This is a genomic window from Gloeothece verrucosa PCC 7822 (genome assembly GCF_000147335.1).
Taxonomy (GTDB): domain Bacteria; phylum Cyanobacteriota; class Cyanobacteriia; order Cyanobacteriales; family Microcystaceae; genus Gloeothece; species Gloeothece verrucosa.
This window is the reverse complement of record NC_014501.1, coordinates 2,709,081-2,735,648: the sequence shown is the minus strand read 5'-3', so window position 1 is coordinate 2,735,648 and position 26,568 is coordinate 2,709,081. Positions and strand designations below refer to the sequence as shown.

General features: G+C 41.1%; 25 protein-coding genes. 15 read left to right on the top strand and 10 right to left on the bottom strand.

What is annotated here, in order from left to right; translation table 11 throughout:
* Positions 1–102 precede the first annotated feature (102 nt).
* Both CYAN7822_RS12010 and CYAN7822_RS12005 read right to left on the bottom strand, forming a co-directional pair.
* Positions 103–1,134 (bottom strand): tetratricopeptide repeat protein, encoded by a 1,032-nt coding sequence (locus CYAN7822_RS12010; protein WP_013322544.1) that lies wholly within the window; start codon positions 1,132–1,134, stop codon positions 103–105.
* A 624-nt stretch (positions 1,135–1,758) separates the two neighbouring features.
* Positions 1,759–2,136, bottom strand: a complete 378-nt coding sequence (locus tag CYAN7822_RS12005; RefSeq protein ID WP_013322543.1) for a hypothetical protein — start codon at positions 2,134–2,136, stop codon at positions 1,759–1,761.
* Positions 2,137–2,312: 176 nt separating this feature from the next.
* Between CYAN7822_RS12005 and pyrF the strand changes: the two genes are divergently transcribed.
* The gene (pyrF, locus tag CYAN7822_RS12000) at positions 2,313–3,011 is read left to right on the top strand and encodes an orotidine-5'-phosphate decarboxylase (protein WP_013322542.1); all 699 of its coding nucleotides are present in this window, start codon (positions 2,313–2,315) and stop codon (positions 3,009–3,011) included.
* Positions 2,975–3,607, top strand: coding sequence for a hypothetical protein (locus CYAN7822_RS11995; protein ID WP_013322541.1), 633 nt, complete (start codon positions 2,975–2,977; stop codon positions 3,605–3,607). The genes pyrF and CYAN7822_RS11995 overlap by 37 nt, the downstream gene beginning before the upstream one ends.
* A gap of 1 nt (position 3,608) precedes the next feature.
* Here the strand turns inward: CYAN7822_RS11995 and CYAN7822_RS11990 are convergent, their stop codons facing one another.
* The 5 genes from CYAN7822_RS11990 to CYAN7822_RS11970 form a co-directional block, all read right to left on the bottom strand.
* On the bottom strand, positions 3,609–3,953 hold the full coding sequence (locus CYAN7822_RS11990; RefSeq protein WP_013322540.1) for a ribbon-helix-helix domain-containing protein: 345 nt from the start codon (positions 3,951–3,953) through the stop codon (positions 3,609–3,611).
* A 525-nt stretch (positions 3,954–4,478) separates the two neighbouring features.
* Positions 4,479–5,957: an isocitrate lyase gene (aceA, locus tag CYAN7822_RS11985; protein WP_013322539.1), complete on the bottom strand. Its 1,479-nt coding sequence runs from the start codon at positions 5,955–5,957 to the stop codon at positions 4,479–4,481.
* Positions 5,958–6,064: 107 nt separating this feature from the next.
* Positions 6,065–7,681: a malate synthase A gene (gene aceB, locus CYAN7822_RS11980; protein ID WP_013322538.1), complete on the bottom strand. Its 1,617-nt coding sequence runs from the start codon at positions 7,679–7,681 to the stop codon at positions 6,065–6,067.
* Between the two features lie 1,093 nt (positions 7,682–8,774).
* On the bottom strand, positions 8,775–10,415 hold the full coding sequence (locus CYAN7822_RS11975) for an alpha-amylase family glycosyl hydrolase (RefSeq protein ID WP_013322537.1): 1,641 nt from the start codon (positions 10,413–10,415) through the stop codon (positions 8,775–8,777).
* A gap of 34 nt (positions 10,416–10,449) precedes the next feature.
* Positions 10,450–10,695, bottom strand: a complete 246-nt coding sequence (locus tag CYAN7822_RS11970; RefSeq protein WP_013322536.1) for a hypothetical protein — start codon at positions 10,693–10,695, stop codon at positions 10,450–10,452.
* A gap of 296 nt (positions 10,696–10,991) precedes the next feature.
* Here CYAN7822_RS11970 and ftsH point away from each other — a divergent pair, with 296 nt between their 5' ends.
* Both ftsH and CYAN7822_RS11960 read left to right on the top strand, forming a co-directional pair.
* Positions 10,992–13,010: an ATP-dependent zinc metalloprotease FtsH gene (ftsH, locus tag CYAN7822_RS11965; protein WP_013322535.1), complete on the top strand. Its 2,019-nt coding sequence runs from the start codon at positions 10,992–10,994 to the stop codon at positions 13,008–13,010.
* A gap of 325 nt (positions 13,011–13,335) precedes the next feature.
* A complete protein-coding gene (locus tag CYAN7822_RS11960; RefSeq protein ID WP_013322534.1) occupies positions 13,336–14,277 on the top strand; it encodes a hypothetical protein in 942 nt (313 codons plus the stop codon).
* Positions 14,278–14,351: 74 nt separating this feature from the next.
* Here the strand turns inward: CYAN7822_RS11960 and chlP are convergent, their stop codons facing one another.
* Positions 14,352–15,572, bottom strand: a complete 1,221-nt coding sequence (chlP, locus tag CYAN7822_RS11955) for a geranylgeranyl reductase (RefSeq protein WP_216701576.1) — start codon at positions 15,570–15,572, stop codon at positions 14,352–14,354.
* A 301-nt stretch (positions 15,573–15,873) separates the two neighbouring features.
* Here chlP and CYAN7822_RS11950 point away from each other — a divergent pair, with 301 nt between their 5' ends.
* Together CYAN7822_RS11950 and CYAN7822_RS11945 are read left to right on the top strand one after the other, a co-directional pair.
* Positions 15,874–18,459, top strand: coding sequence for a M1 family metallopeptidase (locus CYAN7822_RS11950; RefSeq protein ID WP_013322532.1), 2,586 nt, complete (start codon positions 15,874–15,876; stop codon positions 18,457–18,459).
* A 90-nt stretch (positions 18,460–18,549) separates the two neighbouring features.
* On the top strand, positions 18,550–18,729 hold the full coding sequence (locus CYAN7822_RS11945) for a hypothetical protein (protein WP_013322531.1): 180 nt from the start codon (positions 18,550–18,552) through the stop codon (positions 18,727–18,729).
* A gap of 9 nt (positions 18,730–18,738) precedes the next feature.
* On the opposite strand, the gene CYAN7822_RS11940 is transcribed toward CYAN7822_RS11945, so the two are convergent.
* Positions 18,739–18,951: a type II toxin-antitoxin system HicB family antitoxin gene (locus tag CYAN7822_RS11940; RefSeq protein WP_013322530.1), complete on the bottom strand. Its 213-nt coding sequence runs from the start codon at positions 18,949–18,951 to the stop codon at positions 18,739–18,741.
* Between the two features lie 227 nt (positions 18,952–19,178).
* Between CYAN7822_RS11940 and CYAN7822_RS11935 the strand changes: the two genes are divergently transcribed.
* The 5 genes from CYAN7822_RS11935 to sbcD all read left to right on the top strand — a co-directional run bounded on the left by CYAN7822_RS11935 (position 19,179) and on the right by sbcD (position 22,942).
* Entirely contained in the window at positions 19,179–19,583 is a 405-nt protein-coding gene (locus tag CYAN7822_RS11935; RefSeq protein ID WP_013322529.1) for a hypothetical protein, read from the top strand.
* Positions 19,567–20,454: a pentapeptide repeat-containing protein gene (locus tag CYAN7822_RS11930; RefSeq protein ID WP_013322528.1), complete on the top strand. Its 888-nt coding sequence runs from the start codon at positions 19,567–19,569 to the stop codon at positions 20,452–20,454. The genes CYAN7822_RS11935 and CYAN7822_RS11930 overlap by 17 nt, the downstream gene beginning before the upstream one ends.
* Positions 20,455–20,463: 9 nt before the next feature.
* Complete coding sequence (locus CYAN7822_RS37655) at positions 20,464–20,712, top strand: hypothetical protein (RefSeq protein WP_071881421.1); 249 nt, start codon at positions 20,464–20,466, stop codon at positions 20,710–20,712.
* 230 nt (positions 20,713–20,942) lie between these two features.
* Positions 20,943–21,623, top strand: coding sequence for a C-phycocyanin alpha-cysteine-84 phycocyanobilin lyase subunit CpcF (locus tag CYAN7822_RS11920; RefSeq protein WP_013322526.1), 681 nt, complete (start codon positions 20,943–20,945; stop codon positions 21,621–21,623).
* Between the two features lie 26 nt (positions 21,624–21,649).
* Positions 21,650–22,942, top strand: a complete 1,293-nt coding sequence (sbcD, locus tag CYAN7822_RS11915; RefSeq protein ID WP_013322525.1) for an exonuclease subunit SbcD — start codon at positions 21,650–21,652, stop codon at positions 22,940–22,942.
* 76 nt (positions 22,943–23,018) lie between these two features.
* Here sbcD and CYAN7822_RS11910 read toward each other — a convergent pair whose 3' ends face one another.
* Positions 23,019–23,363: a hypothetical protein gene (locus CYAN7822_RS11910; RefSeq protein ID WP_013322524.1), complete on the bottom strand. Its 345-nt coding sequence runs from the start codon at positions 23,361–23,363 to the stop codon at positions 23,019–23,021.
* Between the two features lie 155 nt (positions 23,364–23,518).
* On the opposite strand from CYAN7822_RS11910, the gene CYAN7822_RS11905 reads away from it, so the two are divergent.
* The 4 genes from CYAN7822_RS11905 (at position 23,519) to rpsU (ending at position 26,544) form a co-directional block, all read left to right on the top strand.
* Positions 23,519–24,940: a BCD family MFS transporter gene (locus tag CYAN7822_RS11905; RefSeq protein ID WP_013322523.1), complete on the top strand. Its 1,422-nt coding sequence runs from the start codon at positions 23,519–23,521 to the stop codon at positions 24,938–24,940.
* A 262-nt stretch (positions 24,941–25,202) separates the two neighbouring features.
* On the top strand, positions 25,203–25,730 hold the full coding sequence (locus CYAN7822_RS11900; RefSeq protein ID WP_013322522.1) for a DUF4168 domain-containing protein: 528 nt from the start codon (positions 25,203–25,205) through the stop codon (positions 25,728–25,730).
* 150 nt (positions 25,731–25,880) lie between these two features.
* Positions 25,881–26,231 (top strand): RNA recognition motif domain-containing protein, encoded by a 351-nt coding sequence (locus CYAN7822_RS11895; RefSeq protein WP_013322521.1) that lies wholly within the window; start codon positions 25,881–25,883, stop codon positions 26,229–26,231.
* A gap of 103 nt (positions 26,232–26,334) precedes the next feature.
* Positions 26,335–26,544, top strand: a complete 210-nt coding sequence (rpsU, locus tag CYAN7822_RS11890; RefSeq protein WP_013322520.1) for a 30S ribosomal protein S21 — start codon at positions 26,335–26,337, stop codon at positions 26,542–26,544.
* Positions 26,545–26,568: the final 24 nt, after the last annotated feature.

Sequence of the window (26,568 nt, the reverse complement as noted above, 5' to 3'; positions counted from 1 at the left end):
GGGAGATCTTTTGTTTGTATTTTACTCAGATATATTCAGCAAATAGGAAACAAACTTTGAAGCATCCTCCCCCACTCTCCCTACATTAGTAGATAAAATGAGTTAGAGGGATTTAATTAATTGCTGGAGCTTATTTTTCAGGGGTTGATGTTGGATTTTATCCACTAATTTTTGTCCATTCCAATAACAGGATAAAGCCAACCATTTTTCATCAGTCACCGAATAAATACAGCCCATATTTAACCAAGTGGTGATTTCTCCTAAATGATCCCCTAATTCTTGATAAATACAAATAGCTTGTTTATAAAATTCGAGGGCTTCTTTAGTATCACCCAGATTACTGTATGTATATCCGAGGTTATTAAGGGTTGTCGCTTCTCCAGAACGATCATTAATTTGCCGACGGGTTAAAAGAACCTGATGGTAAAGCAGTAATGCTTGTTTGGGTTGTCCTAAATCGCTGTAAACTGAGGCAATATTATTTAAAGTTGTGGCTTCTAGGGCTAAATTTTTAACGGCTCTAGCAATTTTTAGGGCTTCACCAAAGAATTCTAACGCTTGTTCAAATTTTCCCAAGGTATTGTAAGCAAAGCCAATGCCATTGAGGGTTGTTGCTTCACCAGAAAAGTCTCCGAGTTGGCGACGCATCGCTAATATTTGATGTTGTAGCAATAGTGAGCGCTTGGGTTCCCCTAATTTGCTATAAATCAAGGCCACATCATTAAGGGTGGATACTTCCCCTTGAGCATCTTCTAATTGTCTAAAAAGGGGAAGGGCTTGATGATAATAGTCTAGCGCCCCGGCAAACTGTCCCTGACGACTGAGGGTAGAACCTAAATTGCTGAGTATGGTGGCAATTGAACGCTTATTATCTAACTCAGTGGCGATGCGAAAAGCCGCATGAAAGGTAGATAAGGCTTCATCGAGTTGCCAGTTACTCAGATAAGCTAAACCGATGTCATTGAGGGTATGACCTTCTCGGTTGCGGTCTCCAATGGTTCTGGCTAAGTGTAAATTTTCGGTGGATAGAGTCAGAAATTCTGATATTTGTCCCTGTTTATAACAGCAATTAGCTTGATTACGACGCTTTTCCCACTCTTGAATGTGATTAACTTGATTTAATAAATGTGTCATCAGACCTCAGTAGAACTAGAGCTAGTTAGACGAAACCTTGCCGGCAAATTAGGCCCTCAAGGTTTTTTAAATCTTAAATTAGAGTTAATCACTATTTTCTATCTTTAGATACAGGACGTAAAGAGCTAATTGTGCTTTTCTTAAATAATAGAGAATTTAATTTCTATCTCGAGTAAGATGCTGTTGTATCCAGATGGAAACCCATAAATTCTCGCTTTTGAGACGATTTGTGTAATCCTTAAAAATATTTATAGACTGTCTATAGAGTTTTAATTTATTGCTGAGTTCGCTTAAATTTATCAAGATTTATAAGTAGGTGGGCATAAATAAATGAACATGATTAATTGCCGCTCTTTAGCTGGAAATAAATAAAGCACTCTGTATAAAGAATTTAAAACTTACGCACCATAACCCAATTTTATGGGTTTGAGATTGTCCGCGATCGGGAGCAAGGCTCGCTTGGGACATAAACTCGTTAGTGCGCGTTTCTGAGTGCGTAACTTCTAGAATTGTAAAACGCCCACAATTCCCCCACACCCGACAGGCGACACCCGACACCCTAACCTCACAGTTAACTGTAATGAGTGTCCGACTGCTTACTCTCCTAAAAAACCCGAGTCTTTACTACAATTTGGGTGGGATACCGGTCTGAGTTAAGGTGAATAATAAAGCCATTAAAATAGTCAAGAGAAAACTAATCATTTTGATGAAAAATTTCTCATCATATTTGTTTTGTGCTTTTTTCCTTTTGTTTAACTGGCTCACTTGCTGGTCAATGGCACTGACATATTGATGCACTTCGTTAAATTGTTCGGGGATTTTTCGCAATTTTTGCTCAACTCGCTCAAACATGAAGTCAATTCTGCGATGAGTCCTGTCTAACGTTTTTATCGTCGTAGTGACTTTCTCTAGTTTGTGGTCTAGTTGCTCTAACTGCGTCTGTTGTGGATGTTCAATGTCATTTAAAAGTATTGAAAAGTCGCCATCAGTAGTAGTAATCATCGGCTCGACTCCCAAAAGTTGAAGACCTGATAAATTTATTATGGCAACTTTAAGCAAGCACAGGCAAAAAAAGGCTAAGATTTATCAATCTAGACCTTGTCCTAAGCTAAGGCCCCGAGACATCGAGGAATCAACCCAAGGGATAGGGACAGTTCAGAGCTTCGCGCTTAGTAAATATGACCCATGACCGCGTTATTGTTCCCTTAGATGTCCCGACTTTAGAAGAAGCATTGGCCAGAGTGGATCAACTCCCTCAAGTCAGCTTCTGGAAAGTCGGGTTAGAGTTATTTGTCGGTGCAGGACCGACCATTTTAGAAGTTCTCAAAGAACGAGAAAAACGGATTTTTTTAGATTTAAAGTTTCATGATATTCCCAATACCGTAGCCGGTGCTTGTCGAAGTGCGGCTAAATATGGGGTTGACTTACTGACGCTGCATACGACGGCGGGAAGAGAAGCCTTAAGTGCCGCCATTAGAGCCATTAATGATGCTGATGTGCCCCCGAAACTACTTGCCATTTCCTTACTAACCAGTATAAACTCACGAGAGTTAGCCTTTGATCTTAAAATCCCCTTAGAGCTTCCGGAATACGCTTTACAAATGGCGCTATTAGCACAGGAGTCAGGGATAGATGGGGCAGTGTGTTCTCCTTTGGAGGTGAGTCAATTACGACAGGTTTGTGGAGAGGATTTTCTGCTAGTCTGTCCTGGGGTCCGTCCGGCTTGGTCCGAAAGCGGCGATCAACGTCGAGTGATGACACCAGCATCAGCACTGAAAGCAGGAGCGAATTATTTAGTGATCGGTCGTCCAATTACAGCCGCTTCAGATCCAGTAGAAGCATGGGAAAAAATTTGTCAAGAGTTAGCTACGGTTTAATTTCCATCGGAGTGTTAACCGGTTTCTGGGGAGTTAACACTCAAGGGTTAGTGCTGGGTTTGCCGGCAAAACAGACGCAGGTTCAAGTAGCACCAACTCCAACTAAACGCACTTCTCGTTGCCCAAGTGACCTCCAAACCTTAACCGATATGTTGCTCAAGGATATACCGAGTTATGCTAACCGAGTCATGCAGCGAGCCAGACAAATTGATAAAAATATTTCTTCGACTTATGTGCTGGTAGCAGGGCGACCTGAATTTGAACCGTTACCTTTAACTCAAGGTCCAAGTCAATATGCTCCTGTTTTTCCCAATTCCACACAGCAAGTTTTTTTTACCACCCTAGAACGGCAATATAGTCATAATAAACCCGTTCAAATGCAGCTTTATCACTGGTTATTTCTGACTTTAACGGATCAGGGTTGGCAGTTAAATACAGTTTTTACTCGCATCGGGTCTTCTGTTGCCGGACAACCGCCACTTCCTCCTAGGGAAAGCCGCGACGGCATCATAGGTCAAGCGGTTACTCTCTGGTTACGAGACTGTGAGCAAGGATTTATTCAAGACCACAGACAACAAAACCCCCGGAACAAATAAACTACTGATTAATACTTTTATTGAGAATTTTTCTGGAAGTTTGGAGACGATTTTCTAAGTTATAGGCATAGGCTAAGAATTTTTCGTCAATATATTCTTTAATACTTTGCTCTAGATGTTTTTGGTATTGCTGTAGAATTTGATTAACTTGGTCTTCTAACGGAAGTTCCTGGGATTCTTCACAGGAGTGGTTAGTTAAAAATTCCTCAATAGCATCCAAAATGACTTGAGAACGATTCGGATTTTTGCCGCGACGACGGGAAGGGTACAATTTCTGAGCTAGATCATCAAGACGTTCTAACGTTTCGGCAGGAATACGAATAGAAACCAGTGGAGAATTTGCCATCAAAATGATTCCTCCCAAAGTTATATATTACATTGTATAACGAAAACGAGACAAATGACGGACAGTGTATGGTAGAATTGGGGTCTATTCTTGTCTGTAAAGTACATTGATGAAGAGAGAAAAAGTTTTTTAACTTTTCAGTTGCGACTATTTGCCGTTGAATTTTCCCCGGTGGCATCATCTCAAATAGGAGCAATTTTTCCATCTGTGTTGTTAGATCAGTCACTGACCTTCAGGTTGCTGTGTAACCTACAGGCAAATTTTTGAGTTAAGGGCTGTTTAGTCCTAAAATTCGAGTAAATATCTTTGATAAGTATTTCTCTATTATCTCACAGGAGCGATATGTTTAACATTGATGAATCTACTTTTTTTTTAAGAGAAAATGAACTTGTCTTTTAAGAAAATAAAAAAGGTGAATAGTGATCAGACGTGATCTATTCACTATTCACACATGGAGCAAAGATTATGGATTATACATCAAAATTCTAACTCAAAACCTTTCTAAAAGGGGGAACAAGTTAGGAATTAATCATCAAGGTGAGCAATTTCCTCTATTTCCCGATAAGCTTCTTTTATGCGGGCATAACGTGCTTCTTTGAAAGCTTCAAACGCTTTTACTTCTTCAGGATGGCGTGAGGTTCCGCTACCAATGTGAGCGTTGACAATTTCATACCAAACAGGAGGAACATTTTCCGGTTCTGTCATTCCCTGGTGGTGATCTTCATGGCCTTGGAACTGCTCAACCTCAGTAGATGCTGACATAGCGGTGGTGGAAGATTGTCCGCCGGAGATAGCAACGGAAACGGCATCAAAGTAACCGGTGCCGACCTCGCGTTGATGACGAGTAGCGGTATAGCCCTGTTCCTCGCTCAAGAATTCGGCTTCTTGCAGTTGAGCATAAGCTTCCATACCACTGTGAGCATAATGACGCGCTAATTCAAACATACTGTGGTTGAGGCAGTGGAAGCCGGCTAAGGTGACAAACTGGAATTTATACCCCATTGCGCCTAGTTCTTTTTGGAATTTGATGATGGTTTCATCGTCTAAATTGGTTCTCCAGTTAAAGGAAGGAGAACAGTTATAAGCGAGGAGTTTACCAGGATACTCTCTATGAATGGCTTCGGCGAAGCGGCGGGCTTCTTCGAGGTTGGGTTTGGAGGTTTCCCACCAGAGTAAGTCAGCATAGGGGGCATAAGAAAGTCCCCGAGCAATACAATGGTCTAAACCTGAACCTTCCCGTAAGCGGTAGAAGCCTTCAGGAGTACGCTCACCGGTGATGAAGGGGCGATCGCGTTCATCAATATCGCTGGTGATTAATTTAGCGCTTTCAGCATCGGTACGAGCCACAATTAAGGTAGGAGTGCCCATGACATCAGCAGCAAGACGAGCAGCATTAAGGTTACGAATATGAGCCGCCGTAGGAATTAAAACTTTGCCACCTAAATGTCCGCATTTCTTTTCAGAAGCGAGTTGATCTTCATAATGAACCGCAGCCGCCCCGGCTTCGATATAAGCTTTCATGATTTCAAAGCTATTGAGGGGGCCGCCAAAACCGGCTTCAGCATCAGCGACAATGGGCGCAAACCAGTGAACCCCATTGCGTCCTTCTGAGTGGTTGATCTGATCGGCCCGTTGAAAGGTGCGGTTAATGCGGCGGCATAATTCAGGGCCACTGTTGGAGGGATAAAGACTTTGGTCCGGATACATGGTACCGGCGAGATTAGCATCGGCGGCCACTTGCCAACCTGATAAATAAATGGCTTTGAGTCCGGCGCGTACCATTTGCATCGCTTGGTTGCCGGTCACTGCGCCCAGAGCATGAATATAATCTTCTTTATGTAAAAGTTCCCAGAGCCGGTTTGCTCCAAGTTCGGCTAAAGTATATTGAATTTTGATAGAGCCGCGTAATTTTTGTACATCCTCGGGGGTATAGTTTCGCTCAATTCCGTTAAAACGGCCTTGGGGAACATGGGAAACTAATTGTTCAAAGGTCAGTGAAGTCATGGTATGCTAATCTCCAAATAGACAATCTAATACAACGACAAGAACAAGTAGGCGGGTATACCAAAGGTTGGTTATCTGCCTTTATTTATGAGCGAACTCAAGGAAGCTTAATTGTCAAATTCGACAATTTTCCGATAGGCGCACAGGGTTAAAAAGTCTTCAAATTCATCAGCCATAACTAGCTGTACGAATAATTCCACAGCTTTGTTAAAGTTAGGGGACTGGTTTTGATTCTCTTGACGCAAGGCGACTGTTTCCTCGTTAAGAAGAGACTGGAACAGGGCTTGATCGATATTGCGTCCGTCTTCTAATTTAGCATGATGGTGTAACCATTGCCAAATTTGTGCCCGACAGATTTCGGCGGTAGCTGCATCTTCCATTAAATTATATAAGGGAACGCAGCCGATACCATCTAACCAAGAACTTATATACAAAATTCCCACGCGAATATTGTTTCTGAGTCCGGATTCGGTGATGGAACCGTCAGGGACTTCTAATAAATCTTTTGCGGTTACCTGTACATCTTCGCGCAGTACCGACAGTTGATTAGCTCCTTTGATTTTACTGTCAAATACTTCTTTAGCCAGGGGAACTAAAGCAGGATGAGCGACCCAAGTGCCGTCATGACCATCGCTTGCTTCGCGTTCTTTATCAGCACGGACTTTAGCCAGAGCAAGTTCATTAGCTTGTGGATCAGATTTAATGGGAATTTGTGCCGCCATCCCTCCCATCGCCAAAGCACCGCGACGATGACAAGTTTGAATGGTGAGTAAGCTATAGGAACGCATAAAATGGCGCGTCATGGTGACAACCGAGCGCTCTGGTAGCACAAATTGGGGACAGAAGCTCAATTTTTTGATAAAGCTAAAGATATAATCCCAGCGACCGCAATTGAGAGCGACAATGTGATCTTTGAGATGATAGAGGATTTCATCCATCTCAAAGGCGGCGAGAATGGTTTCTATTAAAACTGTTGCCTTAATGGTTCCCACAGGTAAGCCTAGGGCTTCTTGGGCAGCGATAAAAACCTCATTCCAGAGGGCAGCCTCTTGACGGTTTTCTAGCTTGGGTAAGTAAAAATAGGGACCAGTGCCTTTAAGGAGTAATTTTTCGGCGTTATGAAAGAAATAAAGCCCGAAATCAAATAGCGATGCTGAGATGGGTTGATCGTCTATTAAAAGATGTTCTTCTAAAAGATGCCAGCCTCGGGGACGAACCAGGAGAACTGCCGTTTTTTCCTTGAGCCGATAGACTTTATTTTTTGTCGGATCGATATATTCGATGCTGCCGACAACGGCATCTCGCAAGTTCAGTTGACCCGATACCATATTATCCCAAGTGGGACTGCTGGAATCTTCAAAGTCAGCCATATAGGCATTGGCACCGGAGTTAAGAGCGTTGATAATCATTTTCCGATCTACTGGACCTGTAATTTCAACGCGCCGGTCTTGTAAGTCTACAGGGATAGGAGCAATTTGCCACTGGCTGTTACGGATGTCTTCAGTTTCTTCAGAAAACTCAGGCATCCATCCGGCATGAATTTGTTGTTGGATGTTTTGTCTGAGTTCCAAAAGATGGGAACGACGAGCGCCAAAGCGGCGCTGTAACATGGCCAGAAAGTTAAGGGCAGAATCTGAAAGAATCTCAGCATATTTGTCCAACATCCGGCCACGAATGCGAACCCCTTGAGTTAATGGTGTTTTGTTTGTAGCAGTAAGAACCATGCTTGCTCCTACGGGTAAAGGTTAAGGGTAATCGAAAGGGATTCAAGAGAGGTGATTAGGAGAGCCATAAAATTGAGAGTTGGGCACTGGGACTTATTAAGTTCAGTTGTTAAAGAATTTTTTTAAGCTCACCTTACATCAGATAAATGTCTCTCTTTAGTGTAATGGTTTGAAATTTTTTTCTTTGCTAATTGGTTTTTAGTGGGAAATTTATTTGTCTATGTATATCGCATTCTATCTAAAAAAATCCGTTAAATGAGAGAGCTTAATAATTCTTAATAAGTACCCGGAGGCTTACTTTAATTGTTAATTTTTTGCAATATTTATATTAAGTAATATTAAAAATATGATGAAAAAATCGCCTTGATGCTCAATTTACCCCTAGTTTTGTTCAGATTTTTGTTTATATTTCTTTACATTAAGCAAAAATGTATAACATTATATAACTATGTTTTCACCAAAATTTCTTAATATTTTACAGAATAATACACTGTAACAGCCGTTTGAAGTACATAAAATTACACTGTATTTTTAAGCTTAAGTAGCGATATTGATTAAAGTTATTAAATAATAAATCATACAAATTTTTTGAAACAAAAGTTATAGAAAACTTTTTCCTCATGAGAGCAAACCTTTCTGAAAAAGACTAAAGCTTATCTAAAATTTATAGATAGAGTCTCGTTGTGGGCAAACCCAACCTAGATAAGGCTTTGAGCAGGGTTTCATCTTGTTCAATTTAATTGATAAAAATTTTCAGGAATTCATGAGCGAGCGTCTGAAAAATTGCATTACAGTAGATAACAGTGTATTTAAATGCTGCCCTCCATAGGGTGACCTCAGATCTTGCACCAATTTATTTAAAACCTTCTCAAATCGGGGAAGGGTTAAAGGGGAAAGGTTAGAGGGGAAAGGTTAAAGGGGAAAGGTTAAAGGGGAAAGGACAAAGGCTATTTTATCTTTTACCCATTTCCCATTCCCCAAGAAATTTAAATTTAATATGCTCAAGTTAAGAAATAAATCTCTAACCCTTTCCTCACGCCTATTCCCCTACCCCCTACACCCTTCTTAATTTTGTCCACCTACTTATAACTTTTTAAGCAATAAACACGAGAGCCGAATATTCCGGCAAACCTAGGCTCAATTGCTGATTATTCACCTCGACATCCCAATTCATTGTCCACTCATGCCAAGTGCCATCAGAGGGGAAATTCGGCACAGTATAACCCCCTAAATAATTATCGGAAAAATTCACGACAACCACCACTCTATTTCCCTGTTCATTCCATCGGCTATAGGCAAAAACTTGGTGGTCTGGATTCTCATGAAAAAACTCTATATTTGTGCCATAAAATACAGAATTATTTTTTCGGAGTTCAATTAATCCCCGATAATATTCAAACAAACTTCTATTCGGCTCATTGTTTAATAAAGTCCAATCAATATTAGGCAGTTGATTAGTTTCTTTTCGCTCACAATTGCCAAACTCTTCCCCCATCCAAATCTGGGGAATACCAAGAGCCGTCATTAACAAAACCGCCCCTAATTTAGCCCGTTTAAAAGCCGCTTTATCAAAAAGATTATGATTAGCCAACCCGACCATCAATCTTTCTTGGTCATGATTTCCTAAATAATTGACCACATTGGTGACTCCCATATAGCCTTGAATCTTACAATCAATTGCTTTTTTAAGTTCTTCTAAATTGAAAGATGCTCCGCAAAGTTGAGCAATAACCAAATGATAAAAAGCCTCATGCCAGCACCCATCCATCGGGCCATCAATATTCGTAATTGTAGGAGTATCAGGAATATGTTCAGCAATGTTATAAAAAGGCTTTGAACCGGCAGCTTTTTTAGCTTCTTCAACTATCCAGTGCATAAAATCATAATTAGCCAATTGCCGCGCCGCATCATAACGAATACCATCAATATGATATTCTTGAATCCAGAAGCGAACCACATCACCACTAAATTGCCAAGCGGGTTTTATCCCTAAATTTTCATCATAATGCTCATAATTAAATTCCGGCCCCCAATAATTCTTCGGATCACGGGCTTCATGATAATACCAATAATCATGATCAATTTGTCTCAGAGGGCATGACTCTTCTGAATGATTTAACATCATATCCAGAATAACTCGTATTCCTCGAGCATGACATTCATCAATCAATTGTTTTAAGTCTTCTGTGGTTCCGTAGCTCGATTCGGCGGCAAAAAAATAACGCGCTTGATAACCCCAATTTTTTCGCCCGGGATATTCGGTAACGGGCATCAGTTCGATAGCATTAATCCCTAAGTCAGAAAGATAATCTAACTTTTCAATCACTTGTGCATATTGGTCGCCGCCAAAAGCGGTAATGTGCATTTCATAGATGACTAATTGCTCATTAAAAGGCAGAGGTTTATCATCATGTTGCCAAACATAAGTATCAACAGTATCAACAATTTTTTGCCCATCTTTGATACGAATAATGCCTTTTTGCTCGCTATCATCAATCACATAGGTAGCGTAAGGGTCAACGATTTCAACCCATTGATTGGGTTCTAGAAACCCACTTTTTGAGCGAATTCGGAATCGATATTGATACTCTCCATCCTCTAATGCAATTTGAGTTCGGAAATAGCCACGCTCATCTTTTTCCATTGAAATCGGTTGCCAATCAGAAAAAGAGCCGATTAAAGCGGCTTCTTGATTATAAGGAGCCAATAATTGAAAGTCTATTAACTGGGACATAAATTTAGCTTAGAAAGTTGTGCAATACAAGTCCCTAGGGTTGAGGATCGTAACTGGTGGGAAGATCACTAGCATGGGGATCAGAGCGGCTAGGAACATGATCTTCTGCGCTAGAAGGTGCAGTGGAACCGGCGGCATTAGGAGTCTCTCCCGCAGCAGCGTTAAGAGCTTCTTCTTCACTAATAGAGGGATTACTATTGGTTGCGGCTGTTCTAGCTCCTGCATTCTCTGCTACATCTTTAGAGAGGGTTTCGGGATTATCTGGGGTGGGTTCTGCCATAGCTTAATTTTCAACGCTTAGAAGCGCGAGATGGTTATGTCTTTATTGTTCAAGCTATCGACAACTGTTGAGTAAGCCTTCTGTCTGAAGAAAGGTTTTGCGAAAAAATACCCTTTTCCCTTGTAAAGTTTAAACACAAATATTACTCAGTTTAGGTAAAAACTTGTAGACCACCTATTGCTCAGAAAAAGAAGGGATAATTTGGCAACTTGGGGAGAATAGCGAATAGGTTGAACAAAAAATGTCTCGACAAATTGCTAAAATTAAAGATGAGTAAAGCTGGACGCTAAAAAAGTATGACGATTAAAAATAAATGGCAACCGCCTCGAATTCCACCCCTCGGCAGCTTGATCCTGATTCTGGCTGGTGTATCGTTCGTTGCCTATTTATTTTGGCCCCGTTCTGCCAGTGTTTCAGATATTCCCCTGAATCCTTACAGTACCTTTTTAGAACAAGTGGACAAAGGAGAAGTAGAACAGGCAAGAATCGGGGATGAGATCATTCTCTACAAGCTTAAGCCTTCTCCTTCTGATCTTCCAGCACTAGAAAATGTCATCCCCAGTAATCCGATCACGCCACAAGATAGCGGCAATCCTTTTTATTCATCTGGCAGTCGCTCCGAAGGCACAACCAATACTCAACCCGGCAAAATCCTAGCCACCATTCCTCTGAGTGATCCACAACTTCCCCAATTTCTTAGAGCTAAAGGCGTTGTCTTTGAAGCCGCCCCCCCGCCTAAATATGGCTGGTTAACCACTCTATTAGCCTGGGTTGTGCCTCCGATAATATTAGTGGCGGCGATGCAGTATTTTGTCTATCGCAATGATGATACTCGTCATTCTCTTCTGTTTAATAAAAATAAGGCCAAAGTTTATCTAGAGGGAGAAGCCGATCAAATTACTTTTGCTGATGTAGCAGGAGCAGAAGAGGCGAAAACTGAATTAGTAGAAATTGTCGAGTTTCTCAAAGATCCAGAACGTTTTAAGCGTATTGGGGCACGTATTCCTAAAGGAGTGCTATTAGTGGGACCACCGGGGACTGGTAAAACCTTATTAGCCAAAGCCGTAGCCGGAGAAGCCGGAGTCACCTTTTTTAGTATTTCTGCCTCAGAATTTGTAGAATTATTTGTCGGAACGGGTGCGGCGCGAGTCCGAGATTTATTTGAACAGGCTAAACAGCAAGCGCCCTGTATTATATTTATTGATGAATTAGATGCCATTGGAAAATCCCGCGCCAGTGGGGGGACAAGCAGTGGCGGTAATGATGAACGCGAACAAACCCTCAATCAGTTATTAACCGAAATGGATGGGTTTGGTGTGGGAGAGGCGACCGTCATTGTTTTAGCCGCTACCAACCGCCCAGAAACCCTAGATCCAGCCTTGTTACGTCCAGGCAGATTTGATCGTCAAGTCTTGGTAGATCGTCCGGATTTATCAGGACGCTTAGCCATTCTAGAAATTTATGCCCGCAAGATTCAGTTAGCCGAGGATGTGAATCTAAAAGCGATCGCCACTTCGACTCCCGGTTTTGCCGGTGCAGATTTAGCCAATTTAGTCAATGAGGCTGCCCTATTGGCTGCCCGTAGGCAACAGGAAAAAGTTTCTCAGCAAGATTTTAAAGAAGCCATCGAACGAGTCATCGCCGGATTAGAAAAGAAAAGTCGAGTTCTCAGCCAAGAAGAAAAAGAGATTGTGGCTTATCATGAAGTCGGTCATGCAATCGTGGGCGCTGTGATGCCTGGCGGCGGCAAAGTTGAGAAAATTTCCATCGTGCCTCGGGGGATGTCAGCTTTGGGTTATACCCTCAAACTTCCCACCGAAGACCGTTTTTTAATGACTGAAGAGGAATATCGCCAACAAATTGCCATGTTACTAGGTGGCCGGGCGGCAGAAGAAATCATCTTTGGCCATGTAACGAATGGTGCTTCTGATGATTTACGACGGGCGACTGAAATTGCTGAACGCATGGTAACCACTTATGGAATGAGTAAGGTACTGGGACCTTTAGCCTATGATAAGGGAAATTCCAGTAACTTTTTGAACTACGGCAATGGAAGTAACCGCCGTCCGGTTAGCGATGAAACCGCTAAAGCGATTGATGAAGAGGTCAAACAAATTGTCGAGGGCAGTTATCAGCAAGCGTTAATCATTTTAAACTATAATCGGAGTCTACTTAATCAGATTACTCAACAATTATTAGAAACTGAGGTCATCGAAGGAGAAGCACTTCACAATCTTTTAAATCAGGTTGCTTCTTTACAAGAATCTTTACAAAACTTTCAGACTCATTCCCCAACTGTTCAATCTTTTGTCTAAAGGCGGTCTAAATATTAATAAACCTCATCGAAGAGACAAGACTATTAACCTTGTCTCTTTTATATTATGAGCGTTAAAACCACTAACATAATACAAAAGTAATCTAACCTGAGTTCGCGTTAAGCAGAGTCGAGTAGTCAGTCCATAATTAAGTAGGTTTTTTTACCATTGAGGTTCAAATTGTTGACAAAAATAATCGACATGGCAAAATTAAAAATTTATACTAAGCATAGAGCGAGGTGGCTGAATGGTTTTCGGTTTTTCAGTCGATCACCTCTCCCTTTCCTTATCCCCAACTCAGGTTAATCTATCTGTACGGAGCATTATGAATTTTCCAACCTGTTCTCTCTGGATTTTTGTAGCACGCACTGATGTAGCGTTCATGATGCACACCATACCTCATATACTCAGAATGAGTCACTTTCCCTTTGAGGAACGGGTGTTAGCGATAGATACGGCTCCTTTGAGTGGTGATAAACTGTTACGTCCTGGTATTGGGACAATGGAAGAACTCAGAACCCTAACTCAAAAATTATTAGAAGCGAAAGTTATTGATCGAGTCGTGGATTTTAATTATGATCCTAGCTATCGCCAACGTATATTTAACAAACATTTTGGGAGTCCGCTTCGTGCTACTCATAACTACAAAGGTTATCCAATTTTAGGTTCTATTTTTAAGATTGAAGAATGTAAAAGCGATTATATGGTGCATTTTGATAGCGATATGATGATGTACCAACAGCCGGATTTTAGTTGGATAAAAGAAGGGATAGAGTTAATGGACAAGCATTCTAAGATAATGTTTGTTAGACCTCTTGCGGGACCGCCTACAGCCGATGGAACGATCTTTCAAAAAGCCTCTTATCAATTACATCCTGATGGTTTTTATCAATTTAAATTCTTTGGCAGTCGTCTATATTTAATTAACCGTAAACGTTTTGAGCAGTTGCTTCCTTTACCGATTATTTGGCGTTCTTATCGGCAATCGTTCCTCAATCGATTTCCTCTATTTATAAAAAATTATTTGAATATTTATGCAGGGAAAGGTAAATTAGAATCTTGGGAAATCATGGTATCTAAAAAACTAGAACAAACTGATTATATACGAGCAACTTTAACAAATCCCAAAGCTTGGACTCTACATCCTATTGATAGAAGTCCCGCTTTTATTAAAGCTTTACCTCATATTATTGAAAAAATAGAAGCCGGAGAATTTCCCTCTGAACAAGCTGGTCATTATGACCTTATTCCGCAATTATGGTATTAGAAGGCAAAAAAAACGATAAAATAGGGGCCAAGCGGCTATACTTGCCCCTAAATAGAGTTTTTTAACTAACCTTACTAAGGTGCTAACGCATAACCCCGTAGTAAACTACCAATGGTTTTGGCAGTAATTTTCATTTGAATGAGGGGGTTAGCCGGCACAACAGTCTTATATAGATAACTGTCAAAGGTTAAACGTTGAACATCCTTATCCGAACACATTTCTACAAAAGCTTCCCGGGCGGCATCAGACCGATAGAAAACCCGTTGTAAAATATCTAGGACAAGGTAAGTCATGCCATATTTCTTATCCCAACGCTTGAGATAAAGCTTGAGGTCATCTTCGGTAGGAATGCGCTGTCCGCCGTTAGAGGTTTCCACAATGGTTTCAGCACACATCCGCGCCGACTTCGCCGCAAAGTAGATCCCTTCTCCAGAAGACTTCGTTACAGTACCCGCAGCATCCCCCACTAACGCCACGCGCCCAACCACACGACGAGGACGGGGATGTTCTGGGATCGGGTGTGCCTCAACTTTAATAATCTCTCCGCCTTCTAATTTGCGAGCGGCGCGGGTACGAATGCCGGCTTGCAAATCTTTAATCATGGCCTTATTAACCTTCATGGTGCCGGTTCCAACGGCCACGTGGTCATATTTGGGGAATACCCAAGCGTAAAAGTCAGGAGAAACATCTTTTCCGACATACATTTCTGCCATGTCTTCGTAATAGGCCATTTTATCTTGAGGCAGACGAATGCGTTCTTGAAAAGCGATCGCATAATTATAGTCTCCTGCATCAATGGCCTTGGCGATGCGAGAATTTGCCCCATCTGCACCAATAACCACATCGACTTTTAGGGTTTTCTTAATCCCTTCTATACTGCCATCGGAGTGATCCGCGTAATGAATGGTATAAGGGTCTGTATTATTAGTGGGGATATCTAATTTATAAACCGTTGCATTGATTAAGGTCGCCCCTAATTTAGCCGCGCGGTTACGCATATAGCCATCGAGGACTTCCCGACGACACATTCCTATATATTCTTCTTGGTTATCTAGATTTATGTCAACTTCAATATTAGAGGGGGAGATCATTTTCATCTTTCTCACCCGTCTATCAATAATTTCCGGCGGGAGATCAAATTCGCTCACCATGCACAGGGGAATAGCCCCACCGCAGGGTTTAGCATTATCTAGCTTCCGTTCAAACAGATAAGTTTCAATTCCAGCTTTAGCTAGTGTTTCCGCCGCCGAGGAGCCGGCCGGACCTGAACCAACAACAGCAACCCTTAACACCAAGGTCTTTCTCCTAAACTTTGAGCGAGTACGAATGGCATCCTACCATAGAGTTCTACTATCTATGATCGAGATCCCTCTAGTTTGTCCAAAGTTGAAATAGAGCTTAACAAAATTTGTAATAAAACTTAAAGTTAACCCAGACTGAAGGGTTAAAGTTATCATGACTATTGAGTTTTGCTTGTTGATTATTCATTGTAGATACTGAATGTCATCCATAAACCGTAAACAATGAATTCTCAATCATCCAGAAAAATCAGGAAATGATAACAAAAGTCAAGAAGCCAATTGACAAATAGACGATATGTTAAACACCTATTTCGACAGCGAAGACAACAACCGTAAACCCTTTGAACTCCCAGGCGCGAAACCCCACTACAACCCTGATCGCCCTGGACAAGTTAATCATATTTTTTTAGACTTATCTTTAAATATTCCTAATAAAAGTTTTCAAGGAACTTGTACCATTAGGCTGACTCCTGTTCGCCGGGGAATTACTCAATTAACGCTAGATGCGGTCAAGTTACAAATAGAATCGGTTTTGGTCGATAGTGTGAGTCAACCCTATGATTATGATGGAAATCAGTTAATCATTAATCTGCTTAACCCCACCGAAGAAAGACCTATTAATATTGCTATTAATTACCAAGCTATTCAACCTCAGCGCGGCTTATATTTTGTCGGTCCAGAAGAATATTATCCCCATAAACCGGTTCAAGTTTGGACTCAAGGAGAGGATGAAGACTCTAGGTTTTGGTTTCCCTGTTTTGATTATCCCGGACAACTAGCCACTTCAGAAATTCGCGTAAAAGTTCCTAAATACTATTTAGCCATTTCTAATGGGGAATTGATCCACACTGAAGAAGTCGGAGAAGAAAAAATTTACCATTGGCTACAAAAGCAAGTGCATCCTACCTATTTGATGACTTTAGCGGTGGGAGATTTTGCCGAAATGCGAGATCAATGGCATGATGTCCCGGTTCTCTACTACGTGCAAAAAGGCCGAGAAGAAGATGGGTGGCGGAGTATGTCGAAAACGCCGCGCATGATCGACTTTTTTAGTCAAAAGTTTGGCTATCGTTATCCCTTTCCTAAATATGCTCAAGTTTGCGTGGATGATTTTATCTTTGGGGGAATGGAAAATACTTCTACCACCTTACTCACTGATCGCTGTTTATTGGATCAAAGAGCCGCTATTGATAACCGTAGCACAGAAAGTTTAGTGGCTCATGAATTGGCTCATCAATGGTTCGGGGACTTGGTCGTTATTAAACATTGGTCCCATGCTTGGATTAAAGAGGGAATGGCTTCTTATTCTGAGGTATTATGGACAGAGCAGGAATATGGTCCAGATGAAGCGGCTTATTATTTATTAGGAGAAGCGAGAAGTTATTTAGAGGAAGATGCTTCGCGTTATCGTCGCCCTATTGTGACTCATGTTTATCGAGAAGCCATCGAACTTTATGACCGTCATTTGTATGAAAAGGGCGCTTGTGTTTATCATATCATTCGCACAGTTTTAGGGGATGAATTATTTTATAAAGCGATTCATACTTTTGTGAATGATAACGCTCACTCTACCGTAGAAACCATAGATTTATTGAGAGCGATCGATAAAGCCACCGGCTATAATCTTTCTTTCATTTTTGATCAATATGTTTTTCGCGGAGGACATCCCGATTTAAAAATTGCCTATTCTTGGGATGGAGATAGTAAATTAGTTAAGTTAACGGTGACTCAAACTCAAGCCAAAGATAACGAAAAAGAATTATTTGATCTAAAAATACCGGTGGGCTTTGGCTATCTTAAACACAAAGACGATACCGAAAAAATCAAACTCAAAACTTATACATTTCGCCTCCATGAAAAAGAACAAACTTTTTATATTCCCCGCAAGAAAAAACCCGATTTTATCAGTTTTGATGTGGGCAATAATTTCTTAAAAACGGTTGAGTTAGACTATCCCCTATCAGAACTCATAGCACAGTTAAAATATGACCCTGATCCCATCTCTCGGATCTATGCAGCCATTACTATTGCTAAAAAAGGAGGGCTAGAAGCCATTGACGCGCTATCTGAATCTCTGAGAACAGATCGATTTTGGGGAGTTCGTTTTGAGGTCGCTAAACAGTTAGGAAAAATACAACTCACTCAAGCGGCAACGGCTTTAATTAAGGGCTTAGAAGATGAGAATGCCAAAGTTCGCCGCGCTGTAATAGAAGCATTAGGAGAGATAAAAACCTTTCAAACTTATGAAACGGTAAAAGAATTTTTGTGTCGAGGTGATGCGAGTTATTATACAGAAGCATCGGCCGCGCGAGTTTTAGGTGGGATGGTTTCTGGCAATTTAAAAGAGAAAGAAGGAGAAGTGATTGATGTATTAAGATGGATTTTACATGAACGGGGCGGATGGAATGAAGTAGTAAGGTCCGGTGCTATTGGCGGGTTAAGTCAATTGAAAACGTCTCCGGTGGCGGCTGACTTGATTTTAGAATATACAAAACCCGGTGTTCCTCAAGCTTTACGGTTATCGGCTATTCGCGCTTTAGGGGCTGTTTCTACGGGTCAAACTCCCGATAAATTAGCAACCATTTTAGAGCAATTAGAGATTCTTTCTCAAGAAGGCTTTTTCTTAATTCAAGTGGCAGTGGCCAATGCTTTAGGACAAATGGAAACCCCAAAAGCGATGGGAATTTTACAATCTTTAGCCGAACAAACCCCAGATGGAAGAGTTCGCCGCCTGGCTGAGGAAGCGATAGAAAATGTACGGAAAAATTTAGGTTCTGATAAGGCAATTAAGGAGTTACGGGAGGAATTAGATCAGATGAAACAGGAAAATCAAGACCTAAAAAGCCGGGTGTTGAAGTTAGAAACTAAGGGAAAAAAATAGAGGTTTTACCTCTCCCCCAACCCCCTCTAATACAAGGTGAGGGGGCTTAAATATATAGATCCAAGAAATCAAACTAGAGTGGAGACTACCATGAGTAATAAACCAACTATCCCCGATCCTTCTGTCAATGCAAGATTAATTAATAATTTACGTCGCGCAGGTCTAGATTTTGAGGAAGTGGGATTACAGTTAGAAGAAGTTATTGCTAAATTCGATGCAAATTTACGTCAGCAAAAGTTACAACGGATCAAGCAAAAGCAGCAATCATAGTTGACCTTTCTAAGCCAACATTAGTTTTCCTTTTGGTTTAGGAATTTCTCGGCCTAATTCTTGAGCCGTTTCAATCCATTGTTTAATAATTATCTCGGCATTTTGTACCGCTTCTTGATAAGTTTCTCCATCTGCCATACATCCTGCTAATTCGGGAACTTCAACGATAAAGGCTTGATCTTCTTCACTCCAATAAATAATCAGTTCATAGCGAATTTTCATCTTGCTCTCCTAATTGATATTTGAGAAATATATTGCGAATTTGCTTAACTTTATAGATTTTAGCTTTTCCTTGTTGAGGTTGTAGGTTTAAAATTTCTTCAACTTCATCTTTGGTAAAAATATGATGACTGCCTCGTATTCGCTCATAAATATGTTGTTTTAATCTGTTTTTTAGCTCAAGATCAACTATACTAAAACTATCCTACCCAATTCATATCCCTGGATAGATGGCTCAACCCCCAAACCCACAACGCCCTAAAACATCTTGGGGTCAACGAATTGAATCGATATTAGAAAATATTCTAGAACCATTAGATCTAATTGGTCAGCGTTTAATGGGGGGACTGTGGCGAACTTTTTATGAGTCGGTGCAAGATGCTATCGCCCTTAGTCTTCTGCTTCAGATTCCTAGTTTAATTGGCCGTATAATTATAGGTAAAGAATTCTCTAGTTATGATGTTTGTCTGCAAGAAAATGCTTTAGGGTCTTCTCGTTATGCTTGTTTTATTATAGTGACATCAGATTTTTTATTGTGGATTGTTTTAGCGGGTCGAATTCTTGCTCGTTTTTTAGTTGATTTTAAGAGTCTTTTGCCGAAAAAGGGAGGGTCTGGCCATGGTTCCCAACCGTAACAGGATGAGTTTATATCAGGATGCTAAGGCGAGTTTTAAGTCATTAGTTGGGCAAAGTGTGATCGTCTTTGTTGGGTTGATCGTGATGTTGCTGTTGACGGGTAGGAAACCTTCAGGGTTTATTGTGGGGTTAAGTTTTGTTGTAGGAGTAGGGTTTGTTGCTTGGAGTGAAGCTAGACGGTTAACAGAGTTTGAGTCGGCAGAGGAACCAGAAGATTTAGAGCCGCCTCAAAGACAACAGACGCAAACTGTCAAACCTTCAACTGTAAAAGAACTTTTAAGGTTATGCCAGTTAGATAAGTCACGTATTGATGTTAATCAACAATCAATTTTGAGAGTGCTTTTATCTAAAAATATTTCTGATAAAGAACTTCAAAGACTAACTCTAGAGGTGGTACAAGCTGATCAAGCCAATTTTGTAAAGTTGGCTGAGATTGCCGGTTTAAGTTTAGCTGAAGATTTAAAAGGTGCTAACCTCAGCTGTGCTAACCTCAGCGGTGTTAACCTCAGCGGTGCTTACCTGATCGGTGCTTACCTGATCGGTGCTGACCTGATCGGTGCTGACCTCAGCTGTGCTATCCTCAGCGGTGCTGACCTCAGCCGTGCTATCCTCAGCGGTGCTGACCTCAGCTGTGCTATCCTCAGCGGTGCTTACCTCGGCGGTGCTAACCTCAGCGGTGCTAACCTCTTCGATGCTTACCTCTTCGATGCTTACCTCGGCGGTGCTGACCTTAGCGGCGTAAATGTTGAAAATGCTCAATTTGGCGACAATGAAGGAATTGACGAAATCTTAAAACAAGATTTAATTAGAAGAGGAGCAATATTTATAGATTCGCCCGGCTATCGCTCTAGGGTCACAACTTCACGATAATAATTCGCCATGAAACCTAGTAAAATCCTCTATTTAGACCTTAAAAATTTACTTTTAAAACTAGGATTTTTTTCTGAAACCATTACAGGTAATCATCAACTTTTTCAACACCCATCAGGCGCTTTAATTGTTTTACCCAGTTATCAAGACAAAGATTATGTTTATTTAATTCATTTAGCCGCTATCCATCATATATTAAAAAAATATTCAGAACGGGCTTTTTTGCTATCAATGGCTAAAGCAAGAGGCACATTATAATCCAAAGTCTCCTTAAGAAAACTACTCGGTTCAAGGTCAGGAATATCGGCAAAAAGATCAAAGCGATCACAAAGCGTTAAATTAAAAGCTTTTTTGACTCCTTCTAAAGTAAATTGACTATAAGGCATTGATTTATACTTTTTAAAGATCATTAATTGAGGATTAATATGTTATTTTAATCAACATCAATGATAAATTAAATAAAGAAAAGGTACATAGATAACGAATCAATGGTCAGCACCGAAAAAGTCAAAGGATTAATTCAAGAGGTTGAGGGAGCCGACTCTTCTGATAAACTTTTAGATGCCGTTAAAGCATTAGCTGCGGTACGCCACGAGGCAGCTATTCCTACCTTAATTGATGTATTGAGATACAACAACCCCGGAGCCGCCGTAGCCGCAGTCGATGGTTTAATAGACATCGGTCAAGCGGCTGTTACCCCACTTTTAGACAACCTGGATGGTTATAATTATGGTGCTAGAGCTTGGGCCACTCGTGCTTTAGCCGGTATTGGCGATCCTCGTGCTTTAGGTCTTCTCGTAGAAGCCGCCATAACAGATTTTTCTTTAAGTGTACGCCGCGCTGCGGCTAGAGGGTTAGGGAATATTATTTGGTCAAAAGTTCCTGATGAGGAGATAGAATCAAAACAAAAACAAGTCTTAGATACCCTTTTACAAGTAGCTCAAGATCCTGAATGGGTAGTTCGTTATGCGGCTGTTGTTGGGTTGCAAAATTTAGCCTTATCGGTGGTTTCTTCTAATTCAGGACTGGTACAACAAATTATTGGACAATTCAGTGAAATGAGCATTAATGATCCAGAAATTGCCGTGCGTGCTAGAGTCAAAATGGCTTTGGAGGGAATAGGCAATAGAGGAAGGGAGAAAGAGGAAAAATTAATGACTAATAACTAATGACTAACGACTAATGACTAATACTAATGATTAAAATTTTACACCTATCAGATATTCATATCGGCAGTGGTTTTTCTCACGGGCGCATTAACCCAGAAACCGGCTTAAATACCCGGTTAGAAGATTTTGTTAAAACCTTAAGTTTGTGTATCGACAAAGCCATTAATGAGCCAGTAGATTTAGTATTATTTGGCGGCGATGCCTTCCCGGATGCCACACCCCCTCCCTATGTTCAAGAAGCATTCGCGGCTCAATTTCGTCGTCTTGCTGATGCTGATATTCCTACCGTTTTATTAGTGGGAAATCACGATCAACATTCTCAAGGAAATGGGGGCGCTAGTCTATGTATTTATCGTACCCTAGCTGTCCCTGGGTTTATCGTGGGAGATAGTTTAGAAGTCCACAAAATTTTGACGAAAAATGGATGGATTCAAGTGATTACTCTTCCCTGGTTAACCCGTTCAACACTCCTGACTCGTCCTGAAACAGAGGGGTTATCTTTAGAAGAAATTAATTATTTATTAATCGAAAAACTCGAACCCGCTTTAGAAGGAGAAATTCGTCAACTTGACCCGAATTTACCGACGGTTTTATTAGGGCATTTAATGGTAGATCGGGCCACGTTAGGCGCGGAACGTTTATTAGCAGTGGGAAAAGGTTTTACTGTGCCGATATCGCTTTTAAGTCGTCCAGAATTTGATTATGTGGCTTTAGGCCATGTTCACAAACATCAAAATCTTAATAAAGATAATAACCCGCCGATTGTTTATCCGGGTAGTATTGAACGAGTGGATTTTAGTGAAGAAAAAGAAGATAAAGGTTTTGTGTTAATTGAAATAGAAAAAGGTCGGGTAAACTGGGAATTTTGCTCTTTGCCGGTGCGGCGTTTTTGTACGATGGAAATTGATGTTTCTACACAAGCAGATCCAGAAGCATCGATTTTAAAATACCTGGCCAAAAAAGACATTAAAGATGCGGTCGTGAGACTGATTTATAAGATTCGTTCAGAACAACTGGATCTCGTTAATACCGCAACCATTCAAGAAGCTTTAAAAGCGGCTCATAGTTATACCATCCGTCCTGAATTAGTCAGTCAATTGGCTCGTCCTCGCTTACCTGAGTTAGGCGTGGGAAGTAATTTAGGCCCCATAGATGCTTTGAAAACTTATCTCAATAATCGTGAAGACCTTAAAGATATTGAATTAGAATTATTAGAAGCGGCTCAAAAATTGTTAGAGGGAGTCTCCCCTAAGTGGGAAGATTTAGAAACGCCCGAAAACGCCTCAACTAAAAATCAATTAACTCTCTTAGAATTTTGACTAGGATTAGCTTATTTTAAATTTCCCCTGGGACTCAGGGGAACGGAAACGGCTTAAGAGTTAATTTGGGAGAATGTTAGGCTTTGATCATCCCTCGGGCAACTTGTAACCAGTTTTCCAAGCGTTCAGTATCCTGAATAGCTTTAAAATTAATCAGCAAACAGGTTATCCCCAAGCCTGAGAGAATAAAAGTAGGCATCATCACAACCCCGATAATTAACCAGGTAGCCACATGGAAGAAAAGAGTTAAAGCGAAAAATCCCGCTAGGGTAGCCGAAAAGCGCACTTGTGGACGAGGTTGCCGCCAAAACAGCAATAATAAAGTGGAGGAAGTCGCCAATAAGTTAAGGGGAACCAAAAAAGCGCAGATGGCAATACAGTTAGTGCGGGAGAATTCGCAAACAGAGGCAAAATCTAACATTATTTTTTGCTGTCCACTATCTATAAGTATTTCTAGCATATCGAGAAATCAACGATTTGCAGACCTTTGATCGCCGCTCATGCGCCGCCTGATTTATAAGCTTCTAAGAATCGTTTACAATAATCTAGAGTTAAACCCTATATTCAACTTCTTCTATGTCCACCCGGGAAAACAATTTACCCCCAGTCACTCCTTTGACCATATTTCGGTTAGGGTTATTTAACCTTGGCATAGGATTAATGTCTGTTCTAACGCTGGCGGTACTCAACCGGGTGATGATTTCTGAATTAGGTATCCCCGCCACCGTGGCCGCCGGAACCTTAGCCATCTCTCAATTAGTCGCCCCGGCTAGAATTTGGTTTGGCCAAATGTCCGATGCTAAACCGCTTTTTGGTCTTCATCGCAGCAGTTACGTTCGTCTAGGCACTCTGGTTTTAGGGATAGCCGCCTTCTTGTCGGTGCAAGTGGTTTGGCAACTGGGAAGCGCGATCAAAAACTCCGGACAATGGCAATGGAACGCGGAAATTCTCGGCTGGAGTACCTTACTCGCCGGGGTTTTTGCCATTTATGGGTTAGCGGTTAGCGCGAGTTCTACTCCTTTTACAGCCTTATTGGTAGATGTTTCTGAAGAAGAAAATCGCTCGAAAATAGTGGCCATTGTTTGGTCAATGTTGATGGTTGGGATTGTTATTGGCGGCATTACCGGTAAAAAGTTATTATCTCCTTTAGAACAAGCTAATGGATCGATCTCCCTGGAAGTTTTAAAAGGGCCCATAAACTTGATTTTTACGGTAATTCCTTTGATTGTTTTAGTTTTTGCCCTTATAGCCACTTGGGGAATCGAGAAAAAATATTCCCGTTACCGATTACGTTCTACCGTAGCCGAGCGCGAAGATAGTATTACCCTAGCTACAGCCTGGAAAGTTTTAACGGCAAGTCGTCAAACCGGATTCTTTTTTAGTTTTTTAGTGATGGTTAGCCTCAGTCTGTTCTTGCAAGAGGCGGTGCTAGAACCCTATGGCGGTCAGATTTTTGGGATGGCTGTGGGAGAAACCACGATGCTGAATTCTTTTTGGGGCATCGGGATTTTAATTGGCTATGGAACTACTGGCTTTTTGGTGATTCCTCGTTTAGGTAAAACCTTGACGACAAAAATCGGTTGTATCGCGGTGGCAGTCTGTTTTGGTTTAATTATTCTGGCAGGGTTTACGAGCGAACAAATCGTTCTTAAAGCGGCTGTTCTATTATTTGGCATTGCTGCCGGCGTGACCACCATAGGTGCAATTAGTTTAATGCTCGACCTCACCGCCGCAGAAACCGCAGGAACCTTTGTCGGTGCATGGGGACTCGCTCAATCTATGTCCCGAGGAATTGCTACCTCCGGTGGAGGCGTGATTTTAGATCTCGGGAAATATTTGTTCAAAAATCCCTTATTAGGCTATTGTCTGGTGTTTGGCCTAGAAGCCTTAATAGCTTTGTTAGCGATTAATGTCCTTAAACAGGTCAATATCAAAGAGTTTCAAAGCAATACTAAACAGGCGATCGCATCGGTAATGGAAGGAGAGTTAGATGGGTAAGGAGCCGCACTTTGATCAGGGTAGCGGCTTACAGAGGGATAGGAACCTTTTGAGTAGTTTTTGATGCAAACAGAGCGCATATTTGAGTTATAGATGACTTGAGGTTTTACGATTTTTTCAGTTTTCTCTTTTCTCAATTTTCACTTTTGAGATGTTATCATCTAAAGCATAATGATGTTCGGTGATTAGGTTTGCACTTTAAGGGTAGCTAGGCTCTTCTCCGGATTAACATTTGTAAACCGTTAAAAAAAGGAGAAGTGTCATGTTATTCAAAAGCCAGAAAAAGTTCCAAAAAAAAGCCGTGACCACTATCAGTGTGATGATCGCATCCTGTGCATTTTGTTGGCTCAATCCGGCTCAAGCTCAAACCGTTGTCTCTCAAACACACATAGCTCAGGCATCAGCATCTAATATTAGCAACGCTGAACTTGAACAATTTGTTAAGGTTCATGCACAGTTAGTGGCCATTGATAAGCAAACGACACAACAAATGATTGACGTTATTCAACAAGAAGGAATGACGATAGATCGTTTTAACGTTATTGGGAATTGGATCATAAATTCTACAGATTCTAAAGAAGCCCCCACCCCTCCGGTCAGTCAAGCAGAAATGGAAAGTTTTAAAAAAGTTGTCGCAAAAATTACTCCACTTCAAGAACAAGCCGAAGCTAAGATGAAACAAGTTTTTGCCACAGAAAAATTCGAAGTTGAAAGATATAAACAAATTTTTGAAGCCGTTCGGACTGACCCTAAGCTTCAAAATCAAGTTCAGCAGATGTTACAAAAATAAAGGGTATCGCTTCAGGCAAATCACTTAGGTGAAACTGTGTTAAGCTAATATATTGAAGAGATATTTTCGGAAGAGTAAACCGTTTTGCAGTTTGAGTTAGACGTTTCTCCGAAGCCATATCTCGAAATTAATCAAGTTCGGAGAGGCGTTATGTCAATCTATGTGGGAAATCTTCCCTACCAAGTAACTCAAGATGATATTAAGGAAGTCTTTGGAGAATATGGAACAGTAAAACAAGTCAAACTGCCAATAGATCGAGAGTCGGGGAGAGTCCGAGGCTTTGCTTTTGTAGATTTAGACTCAGATGCAGAAGAAACCAAAGCAATAGAAGCCTTAGATGGCGCAGAATGGATGGGGCGAGAATTAAAAGTCAGCAAAGCTAGACCTCGTCAAGATAAACGCCCTTCGTCAGGAGGAAGCTTTAATAAAGGAGGTTATTCCGGTGGTGGCGGAAGTCGCGGCGGTGGCGGTGCTGGTGGTGGTGGCGGTCGTCGCTATTAAATTTAACCTTAATTGCTACAATTTTAGGAATGTCAACCAGATGTTGAATGGTTGACTCTGAATAATTTTTGTTCATGATGAAACAGTTTCCGGAGTAATTAGAGTGGCCCAAATTATTGTTGGACAAAACGAAGGCATAGAGTCAGCGTTACGTCGATTTAAAAAGGAAGTTTCCCAAGCCGGCATTTTTCCTGATCTAAAAAAACATAGACATTTTGAAACGCCTATTGAAAAACGTAAACGAAAAGCGATCGCCAGACAAAAAGAACGTCGTCGGTTCTCTTCTCGCTATCGCAAAAAAGGAACTCGCTAATAGTCTTTTAAGTTAACTAAGATA